Genomic DNA, 9,126 nt, shown 5'->3' with positions numbered 1-9,126 from the left:
GCGCATCCTCGGGCGCCGAACGCGGCGGGGGGCGGAGGGCCGGGCCACATGGCGTTCGACGCCCTGCGAAGGATCGCCCCGGCACACACCCGACCCCACCGGAACCTGCGGGACCGGTGTCAGTTCACGGGAGGTCGTCGGTCGGCGGGTCGGCCTCGTACACGTGGGGGGTGTCCGCGTCCCACTCCACGAGCTCGGTGCTTCCGAGGACCACGTCGTCGGGGTCCGGCATGCCGGCCCGTCGCAGGAACTCGATAACGTCCTCGTCGGAGTGGGCCAGACCGAGGGACTGCTCTCCGCTCGCGGTCCGCAGGGTCACCTGCCGGCCTCCCGACGGGAAGATCCGGTGTACGACGACGGGCGCATGACGCATACCCACAGCCTCGCCCCCTCGGCCCGGCCCGGCACCCCGGGGGGTCAAGACGTACGGCCGACCGTGGCGGCGGCGTCCGCCGCCGCGGGTATGCGGAACGTCGAGGGGTCGGGGTAGGTCGCCTTCTCGGCCTGCAGGACCTCTTCGATCTCGGTCCTGAAGACGGGCTCGAAGAAGTCGACGTCCAGCAGCAGGCGCAGCCCCCGCACGGTCGGGTCGAGCAGCGGCCGGGCCATGCGGGCGCCGCCGCCGGAGATGCCGGTGAATCCGGTCCGGGCGGTCGCCGATCTCCCGCCGACGCGTTCCTCGAAGCCCGCGGTCGCGTAGCCGACGACCAGCGCCAGCTCGGTGAGGAACTTCCGGGTCCCGAGGGCCATCTCCTCGGCGCCCTGCAGTGTCTGGACGGAGCCGCCGGCGACCTTGAAGTCGTCGCTGTTCCGCTTGAGGCCGCGCGCCTCGTACAGAGCGCGCGCCTCCTCGAAGAGCCGCCCCGCCTCGTCGACCGCCTTCATCGCCGTCACCAGCTGGTCGATGTCGATCTCGCGCTTCACGCTGCCTCCCGATCCGGAACCCATGGTGCACAGACCGTAGGAGGCAAAGCGTCCGCTGCGGAACACCCGTGCGGCGGTCAGATCCCGGGCCCTCCGGAGCCGCCTGGGACCCCTCCCCCGGGGGTGGCTCCAACTCGCCATGCCCTCTTGTGACTTGGGGCAAGTGTCTCAACAATGCACATGACAACCGGAGGATCTTCGGTTGCATTGTCATCAGAGGGGAACCCCCACATGAAAAAGCCTCTCGCCGGTGCCTTACTCTCGCTGCTCCTGATGGGAGCAGCAGTCACCCCGGCCGTCGCCGCACCCACGGCACCCACCGCACCGGCCGCCCAGGCCGCGCCCGCAGCCCCCGCCGCACCCCCGGCGACCGCCGTCGCCGTCAACTTCGCCGGCACCGTGGCCCTCAGCAACTGTTCCGGCTCCGTCGTCCGCGCGCCCGGCTCCCAGCCGAACGACCCCGCCCTCGTCCTGTCCAACGGGCACTGTCTGGAGACCGGATTCCCGGCCGCCGGCGAGGTCGTCAAGGACCGGCCGTCCTCACGCTCCTTCTCGCTGCTCAACGCGTCGGGCTCGAAGGTCGCGACCCTCCGGGCCAGCAAGATCGCGTACGGGACGATGACCGACACGGACGTCTCGATCTACCAGCTCACCAAGACCTACGCCCAGATCCAGAGCCAGTACGGCATCGCCGCGCTGACCCTGAACGACGTGCGCCCGGCGCAGGGCTCGGCGATCAAGGTGGTCTCCGGCTACTGGAAGCGGATCTACAGCTGCAACGTGGACGGGTTCGCCTACCTCCTCAAGGAGGGCGACTGGACCTGGAAGGATTCGGTCCGCTACACCTCGTCCTGCAACACCATCGGCGGCACCTCCGGCTCGCCGGTGATCGACACGACGACCGGCAAGGTCGTCGCCGTCAACAACACGGGCAACGAGGACGGCGGGCGCTGCACGGTGAACAACCCGTGCGAGGTCGACCAGAACGGCGCCGTGACGGTCCGCCAGGGCATCAACTACGCCCAGGAGACCTACATCATCGTCCCCTGCATAGGCCCCGGCAACAAGATCGACCTGAACCGCCCCGGCTGCCTGCTGCCGAAGCCCCAGTCGTAGCTCCGGCTCCGCGCACGTCCCCGCCCGGCCCGAAAAGCCCCACGGCCGGGCCCCGGGCGGGGATACTCGGACGCGTGGAACTGCACATCGATCACCGCTGGTTGCTGGAGCGGCAGGAGGCGCTGTTCAAGGACGTGGAGGTGGCCGACCACTCCGCCCTGGTCGCCGCCGTCGCCCGGCACCGGGTGAACACGCCCAGCCTGGAAGTGGACGACCCCGACGCCTATTGGCGTGCGGCCGCCCTGCTCGACGCGATCGTCCTGCTCCGGCCGCTCCCCGACTCCAACGAGTACTTCGCCTACGGGGTCGCCGTCGCGTACATCGAGGCCTCCGGCGAAGCGGTGGAGGCTTCCTACGAGCAGTGGCGCGACCTGATCACCGACATCCGCACGCTCCGCGTGAGCGTCTACGACGTGGCCGCGCGGCTCCGCTCCTGGCAGCCCGCCTGACCCCCGGGCCGCGCCTCAGCGCCTGCGCTGGGCGGGGGTGCCCACCAGGAGCGCGTCGGAGACCAGGCGCGCGCCCCGGGCGAGCCGGCTCAGCTGCTCGAGCTCCAGGGCGTACATCCTGATCGAATTCTCGATGACCGACTCGGCTATGCCCATCGTCGGCAGCTCGGCCCGGCTGGTCTGCAGGGCCGCCCGCACCGCGCGCATCTCGTGCTGAAGCTGGAGCTGGACGTGCCGGGCCAGGAGCGCGTGGTGGCGGGTGAGCGTGAGGTAGCCGCCGTAGCGGGCCGGGAGGAGGTCCCGCAGCCAGCGCGTGGCCGTGCGCTCCCAGTCGTGCGTTCCGGGCGCCTTGACCTGCAGGGGCCAGTCCGGGCTGAGCGTAAACGTGGCCGTCTGGGGCATTCTCGTCACTTCCGAATGGTGTCGAAGCTCTGATCGAGACGTTCTTGGGGGCGGCCTCGGCCCAGGGGTTGACCGAGGCCGCCATGGGCGCTCTGCGGGATCCGAAAGCCTGGACTCGACGCGCGGCCGCGACGTGAGGAGGTTCGTCGTGCCGTGCGTACGTTCGAGAGGACGTGGGGTCGTCCTCCTTGGCATCTGGTGGATCCGGAGCGCCGTCGTCAGTAAACATATATACCGTCGAGTAAGCAAGAGTATGAAAAATTTCATGCACATCGAAGGCTGAATATCCCCTGGTGGAGCTCCTCGGATCGGCCCTAGAGGAAGAAGCCGTGATGGTGGGCGACCTGCTCGTAGTCCTCCAGGCGGGCCTGCGTCCGCTCGGGGTCCGCGTCCGCCATGGACTGGAGCAGGGCTGCGGAGAGCATCCCGGGCGCCGCGTACGAGTCGAACACCAGGCGGGATCCCGTGCCCGCCGTCAGGGCCACGTCCGCCTCGTCGACCAGCGGTCCCAGGGTGGGGTCCGTGATCAGGACCACGCGCAGCCCAGTGCTGCGGGCGGCGCGGATGGCGGCCAGGGTCTCCTTGGCGTGCCGCGGCATGGCGAAGGCGAGGACCCAGGTCCCGCCGGCCGCCCTGGACTGGAGCAGCGCGTCGAAGGCGACGCTGCCGCCCCGGGTCACCAGCCGGACGTCGGGGTGGATGCGCCGGGCCGCGTACGCGAAGTACTCCGCCAGGGAGACCGAGATGCGCAGCCCGAGCACGGTCAGCGGCACCGAGCCGGCCAGCTCGCGGCCGATGTCCAGCACCTGGTTGGTGTCGGCGAGCAGCCGCCGCACGTTCTCCAGGTTCTCGATCTCGGCGTCCACGGCCGCCTGCAGCTCGTTGCGGCGGATCTGCTCGCGGGTGTCCGTGGCGCCGGCGACCGCGCTCAGGGCGATCGGCTGGAGCACGTCGCGCAGGGCGGGGTAGCCGCTGAATCCGAGGGAGGAGGCGAAACGGGTCACGGAGGGCTGGCTCACGCCCACCCGCTCGGCGAGCTCGGTGATCGAGAGGAAGGCGGCCTCGGTGAGGTGGTCGATCAGGTACTGGGCGATGCGGCGCTGGCCCGGCGACAGGCGCCGGCCGTCGAAAAGGGCGAGGAGCCGGTCGGCCGGGGGGCGGACCTCCTCCGACGACTGGCCGCTCGGCTTGATCGCGGCCGCCTGCGCGCGTGCCTGCTGCCCCGATGACACCGGAGGGCCTCCTTCTCACGTCACCCGCGTTCCAACATAGCTCACGCCCCGTGGTCGTTGATGATCAGTCCTCGGCCCGGGCGGTCACCGGGGCGTCGGTGCGGTCGCCGAGGAACTCGTACCAGCAGTGCCGCAGGTGCAAGTAGCGGGTGTCGGCCTCGGTGAGGGCGAGGAAGGCGCCGATCGTCGAGGTCAGCCGCTCGGCGAGGACCCGGTCGGCGAGGGCGCCGTTCTCGGAGAACGCGTGGTGGGCGTTGGCCAGGCTGAACATGTCGGGGTAGACGCGGGCTCCGAGGTGCTCCAGCGGGACCCGCAGGGCCCACAGCCCGCGGTTGCCGCCGACCATCGAGGGCGAGGCCGAGAGCAGCAGGGTCTGCTTGTCCTTGAAGGGCTGCGGACGTCGGCGCGAGACCCAGTCGACGGCGTTCTTCAGCGCGCCCGGGACGGAGGCGTTGTACTCGGGCGAGGCGATGACCAGTGCCTGCGCGGCCTCGATCCGCTCGCACAGGGCCAGGGCCCCCTTCGGCACGCCCTCGTCGGCCTCCGCGTCGCCGTCGTACAGCGGCATGGGGAAGTCGGCGAGGGTGGCGGCGTCCGCGACGGCGCCGGCCCTGCCGACCTGGGCGGCGGCCAGGGCCGCGAGCCGGGCGTTGACCGAGCCGGTGCGCGAGGACCCGGACAGGACGAGCACGCGCAGGGAGGAACGGGAGAACGCGTCCTCGTGGTGCGGGCGGGCCGGATCCGCCGGGAAGTGGTCGGTATCGGTCGGGTTCATTCCGTCTCCCTGCTGTCGGCTGCTTCGGACTGCGGATACGGGGCTCGTCGGCGGGCCACGCGCGGCGGGACCCGCACACACCGGTGTGCGGGTCCCGTCCGGGCCGCCGGGTCACTTCGCGCCGGGGTTCTCCCAGCGGTAGAACTCGTGGGCCATCGCGTCCTTCGGACTGCGCCAGGTCTCCGGGTTGTGCGGGCTGATGTAGGCCGTCAGTCGGTCACTGAGGTCCCGGAACTCCGGGTGGTCGGTGACCTTCGCGATCGCCGGGCCGGGCGGCCGGTCCGATTCGATCAGGTGCAGGTAGACGTCGCCGAACTGGAAGAGGCTGCGGCGCGTGACCCCTACGAGGTGCGGCAGTTCGCCCGCGTCCGAGCCCGCGAAGAGCTCGGCGATGTCGGGCGCCGACCCCGGCGCCATGCGGGCGACGATGAGGGCGCGGTGCGGCTGGTTCATCCGGTGCCTGCCTTTCGCTTCAGAGACGGCTGACGGCCGGGGTGCGGTTCTCGCGCTCGCGCTGCTCGATCTTGTCCCGGATGAGCGCCATCTGGATCGGGGAGTTGCGGTTGATGTTGTCGGTCATCCACGCGTCGTCCACGGGCGCGTCGGGCTTCATCGCGAAGTCCTGGGTCCACTTCATCCGGGTGCCGCCGGGCACCTTGAAGTACTGCCAGTGGATGTCCATGTGTGCGAAGGGGCCCGTTTCCACGCGCCGGGCGCGGACGGTGAGGCTCTTGCGGTCGACGGTCCGCTCGGAGACCCAGCTCCAGACCTTGCCGTTCTCGTCGGGGTGCATGGTCAGGCGGAACCGGGTGGTGTCGCCCTGCTGCTCGATGATCTCCAGCGAGGCGTACTCGCTGAACAGCTGCGGCCAGCTCGGGAGGTCGTTGGTCATCTCCCACACGACGTCCACGGGCGCGTTGACGGTGATCTCGTTCTCGGTGTGTCCTGGCATGTCAGGCTCCGCTCATCAGGCTGTTGTTGACGAGGTCGAGGAATTCCCCGGGGGTCTTGCACCGTTCGGCGTCGGTGGGCAGGGCCCGCCCGCGCCGGTTCTCCAGTTCACCGACGATCCCGAGCAGGCCCAGCGAATCGAGTCCGTACTCGTCGAAGGCGGAGTCCGGACGGCTCGCCAGTTCGGTGGGATCGACGGTGATTCCGGCGGTCTTCATCAGCACCGCCAGTTCCTCCAGGGTCAATCGGTCGGACATCTGGCTTCTCTCTTCCACGAGGGGCACTACTTGGCCGCCGGCGAGCCCTTGCGCAGGACGAGCGCGGAGTTCGATCCCATCCGGCCGCGGCTCAGCACGAGCGCGGTGCGCAGCTCCGCGGGGCGGGCGCTGCCGGTCACCACGTCGAGGTCGTGGCACACGTCGTAGACGTTCGGGGTCGGCGGGACGACACCGTGCTCCAGGGCCAGGACGGCGGCCGCGGTGTCGAGGGCGGGCGCCGCGCAGTACGCCCTGCCGGTACCGGACTTGGGAGCCGTGACCGGCACCTTCCGCCCGTACGCGCCGAGGGCGTCGGCGAGGGCCGCGGCCTCGGCCGCGTCCGCCTCCGGGGTTCCGAGGGCGTCGGCGAAGACCACGTCGATCTCCTCCGGCGCGCAGCCGGCCTCCCGCAGCGCACCCCGGATCGCGTGGGCCAGTCCCTCGCCGCACGGGTCGCGGCGCCGGGTGCCGGTGAAGGTCGCGGCGTGGCCGGCCAGGACGGCCCGGACCGTGGCGCCGCGGCGGCGGGCCGCTGCCTCGTCCTCGACGACGAACATCGCGCCGCCCTCGGCGGGTACGAATCCGCAGGCCTTGTCGGTGAACGGCCGGTAGGCGCGCTCGGGGTCGTCCGAGGTGCTCAGCCCCTCGTACTCCAGCTGGCAGACGATGGAGTACGGCGCGAGGGGCGCCTCCGTCGCCCCGGCCAGCATGGCCCGGCTGCCCTGGCGGACGGCCCGGACCGCGTGTGCGAAGGCGTCCAGTCCGCCCGCCTCGTCGCTGCAGACGACCCCGCAGGGGCCCTTCAGGCCGCGGCGGATGGAGATCTGGCCGGTGCTGGCGGCATAGAACCAGGCGATCGACTGGTAGGGGCCCACGAAGCGCGGTCCCTGTTCCCAGAGGTGCTGCAGTTCGCGCTGGCCGAACTCGCCGCCTCCGGAACCGGCGGCGGTGACGACGCCGACGGAGAAGGGATCGCCCTCGTAGTCGGCCCGGCCGAGCCGGGCGTCCTCCAGGGCGAGGTCGGCGGCGGCCAGGGCGTGGTGGGTGAAGCGGTCGGTCTGGACGAGGAAGCGGTCCTCGACCATGGCGCCGGGGTCGAAGCCCCGTACCTCGCCCGCGACGCGCAGCGGCAGGTGCTCGCACCCCGCTCGGGTGACGCGGTCCAGCACGCTGGCCCCGGACTGGGTCGCCTTCCAGAAGGCGTCGGCGCCCACGCCGTTGGGCGCGATGACCCCGATGCCGGTGATGACCGTACGGCTGGTCACGAGACCTCCTCCTTCGGCCGGGTCATGACGACGGCGGACTGGAAGCCGCCGAAGCCGCTGCCCACGGAGAGCACGTTGCGCAGATTCCGGCCGCGGGCGACGCGGGGCACGTAGTCCAGGTCGCACTCGGGGTCGGGCGTCTCGTAGTTCGCGGTCGGCGGCACCACCTGGTGGACCATGGCGAGTACGCAGGCTGCGAGTTCGATGGCGCCGATGGCGCCGAGGGAGTGCCCCACCATGGATTTGATGGAGGTCATCGGCGTCTTGTAGGCGTGGTCGCCCAGGACCCGCTTGACCGCCGCGGTCTCGTGGCGGTCGTTCTGCTTGGTCCCGGATCCGTGCGCGTTGACGTAGTCGATCTGGTCGGCGCCGACTCCTGCCTGGGCGAGGGCGGTTTCGATGGCCCGGGCCATCTCCAGTCCCTCGGTGGTCAGGCCGGTCATGTGGTGGGCGTTGCCGAAGGTGGCGTAGCCGCCGATCTCGCAGTAGACGGTCGCACCGCGGGCGCGGGCGTGTTCCAGCTCTTCGAGCACGAGGACGGCGCCGCCTTCGCCGAGGACGAACCCGTCCCGGTCGGCGTCGAACGGCCGCGAGGCGTGCGCCGGGTCGTCGTTGTTCGGCGAGGTGGCCTTGATGGCGTCGAAGCAGGCCACGGTGATCGGCGATATGGGTGAGTCGGAGGCGCCGGCGATGCAGACGTCCATCCGGCCCTCAGCGATGGAGTGGACGGCGTACCCGATGGCGTCCAGTCCCGAGGTGCAGCCGGTGGAGACCGTCTGGACCGGGCCCCGCGCACCCGTCTCCTCCGCGACGGCGGAGGCGAGGGTCGCGGGCGTGAACGCGCGGTGGAGGTACGGGCCGGCCAGTTTGTGGTCCACGTCCCACCAGGAGCCGGACTGGCTCACGGCGACGTAGTCGTGCTCCAGCCGGGTGGTGCCTCCGACGGCGGTGCCGAGGGAGACGCCGGTCCGCCAGGCCTCGTCCGTGTCGAGGTCGAGTGCCGCGTCGCGGACGGCCTCACGGGCGGCGACGAGGGCGAACTGGATGTACCGGTCCGCCCGGGCCGCTTCGCCCTCGCCGAGGCCGTGCGCGGCGGGGTCGAAGTCGACCTCGGCTGCTATCCGGGAGCGGAAACCCGTCGGGTCGAAAAGGCTGATGCCCCGGGTCGCCGTACGGCCGTTGGAGAGCAGGTCCCAGAAGTCGCGGACGCCGATCCCGCCGGGCGCGACGACGCCGACTCCGGTGACGGCCACCCGCCGGCGGGTCACGAGACCGCTCCTGTACGGTCCGGAGGCTGCTCCCAGGCGGTGCTCTCCGGGTGCGGGGCCTCCTCGGTGTCGACGTGGCCGAGTTCGGGACGCGGGGCGAGCGGGCCCAGGTGGAAGACCATGCGGGCCTCGGTGTCCCCGACGTTGCGGAAGCGGTGGCGCACGTTGAGGGGGACGAGCAGGCCCTGGTCGGTGCGCAGCGGGTGGGCCTCGCCGTCGAGGTCCACTTCCAGCCGGCCGGCGACCACGTAGACGAACTCCTCGGAGTACGGGTGGTAGTGCTCGGCGATGGATTCCCCGGGGGCCATGATCGCCATGCCCATGAAGCCGCTGGTGGAACCCACCGACGTCGGGGTGAGCACGGCCCTCAGGTCGCCGCCGCGCCGGCGGTTGGGCGGCGTCTCGCTGAGGTCCACGATGCGTGGGCGCTGTCTGGTCATGGCGGGTTCCTCCTGGCGTGTGGGGAGAGCCTGGACGGGCACGGGGG

13 protein-coding genes are annotated in these 9,126 nt (G+C 71.3%); 2 read left to right on the top strand and 11 right to left on the bottom strand.

The features are described 5' to 3' along the window. Positions 1-124: 124 nt before the first annotated feature. Entirely contained in the window at positions 125-373 is a 249-nt protein-coding gene (locus PV721_RS37455; protein ID WP_319732414.1) for a hypothetical protein, read from the bottom strand. A gap of 44 nt (positions 374-417) precedes the next feature. Beyond that, positions 418-924, bottom strand: a complete 507-nt coding sequence (locus tag PV721_RS37450) for a hypothetical protein (RefSeq protein WP_319732412.1) — start codon at positions 922-924, stop codon at positions 418-420. 231 nt (positions 925-1,155) lie between these two features. Between PV721_RS37450 and PV721_RS37445 the strand changes: the two genes are divergently transcribed. Beyond that, positions 1,156-2,040 carry a serine protease gene (locus tag PV721_RS37445; protein WP_319732411.1) on the top strand — a complete coding sequence of 295 codons (885 nt, stop codon included), beginning with the start codon at positions 1,156-1,158 and terminating at the stop codon, positions 2,038-2,040. Positions 2,041-2,114: 74 nt separating this feature from the next. After that, positions 2,115-2,489, top strand: a complete 375-nt coding sequence (locus PV721_RS37440; RefSeq protein ID WP_319732409.1) for a toxin Doc — start codon at positions 2,115-2,117, stop codon at positions 2,487-2,489. 15 nt (positions 2,490-2,504) lie between these two features. Here PV721_RS37440 and PV721_RS37435 read toward each other — a convergent pair whose 3' ends face one another. The 9 genes from PV721_RS37435 to PV721_RS37395 all read right to left on the bottom strand — a co-directional run bounded on the left by PV721_RS37435 (position 2,505) and on the right by PV721_RS37395 (position 9,079). Beyond that, on the bottom strand, positions 2,505-2,891 hold the full coding sequence (locus PV721_RS37435; RefSeq protein ID WP_030965466.1) for a hypothetical protein: 387 nt from the start codon (positions 2,889-2,891) through the stop codon (positions 2,505-2,507). 314 nt (positions 2,892-3,205) lie between these two features. Then, entirely contained in the window at positions 3,206-4,123 is a 918-nt protein-coding gene (locus PV721_RS37430; protein ID WP_319732407.1) for a MurR/RpiR family transcriptional regulator, read from the bottom strand. A 64-nt stretch (positions 4,124-4,187) separates the two neighbouring features. Further along, positions 4,188-4,820 carry an NAD(P)H-dependent oxidoreductase gene (locus PV721_RS37425; RefSeq protein ID WP_319732416.1) on the bottom strand — a complete coding sequence of 211 codons (633 nt, stop codon included), beginning with the start codon at positions 4,818-4,820 and terminating at the stop codon, positions 4,188-4,190. A gap of 189 nt (positions 4,821-5,009) precedes the next feature. Further along, a complete protein-coding gene (locus PV721_RS37420) occupies positions 5,010-5,351 on the bottom strand; it encodes a TcmI family type II polyketide cyclase (protein WP_319732405.1) in 342 nt (113 codons plus the stop codon). Between the two features lie 19 nt (positions 5,352-5,370). After that, positions 5,371-5,850, bottom strand: a complete 480-nt coding sequence (locus PV721_RS37415; RefSeq protein WP_319732403.1) for an SRPBCC family protein — start codon at positions 5,848-5,850, stop codon at positions 5,371-5,373. A gap of 1 nt (position 5,851) precedes the next feature. Next, positions 5,852-6,106 carry an acyl carrier protein gene (locus tag PV721_RS37410; RefSeq protein WP_319732401.1) on the bottom strand — a complete coding sequence of 85 codons (255 nt, stop codon included), beginning with the start codon at positions 6,104-6,106 and terminating at the stop codon, positions 5,852-5,854. 26 nt (positions 6,107-6,132) lie between these two features. Beyond that, positions 6,133-7,371: a beta-ketoacyl synthase N-terminal-like domain-containing protein gene (locus PV721_RS37405; protein WP_319732400.1), complete on the bottom strand. Its 1,239-nt coding sequence runs from the start codon at positions 7,369-7,371 to the stop codon at positions 6,133-6,135. Next, entirely contained in the window at positions 7,368-8,639 is a 1,272-nt protein-coding gene (locus PV721_RS37400; RefSeq protein WP_319732398.1) for a beta-ketoacyl-[acyl-carrier-protein] synthase family protein, read from the bottom strand. The genes PV721_RS37405 and PV721_RS37400 overlap by 4 nt, the downstream gene beginning before the upstream one ends. Continuing rightward, on the bottom strand, positions 8,636-9,079 hold the full coding sequence (locus PV721_RS37395) for a cupin domain-containing protein (protein ID WP_319732396.1): 444 nt from the start codon (positions 9,077-9,079) through the stop codon (positions 8,636-8,638). The genes PV721_RS37400 and PV721_RS37395 overlap by 4 nt, the downstream gene beginning before the upstream one ends. Between the last annotated feature and the right edge of the window lie 47 nt (positions 9,080-9,126).

The sequence above is a fragment of the Streptomyces sp. MB09-01 genome, from assembly GCF_033794505.1.
Taxonomy (GTDB): domain Bacteria; phylum Actinomycetota; class Actinomycetes; order Streptomycetales; family Streptomycetaceae; genus Streptomyces.
Note: the sequence above shows the minus strand (reverse complement) of the source record. Positions and strands in the feature narration are given on the sequence as shown.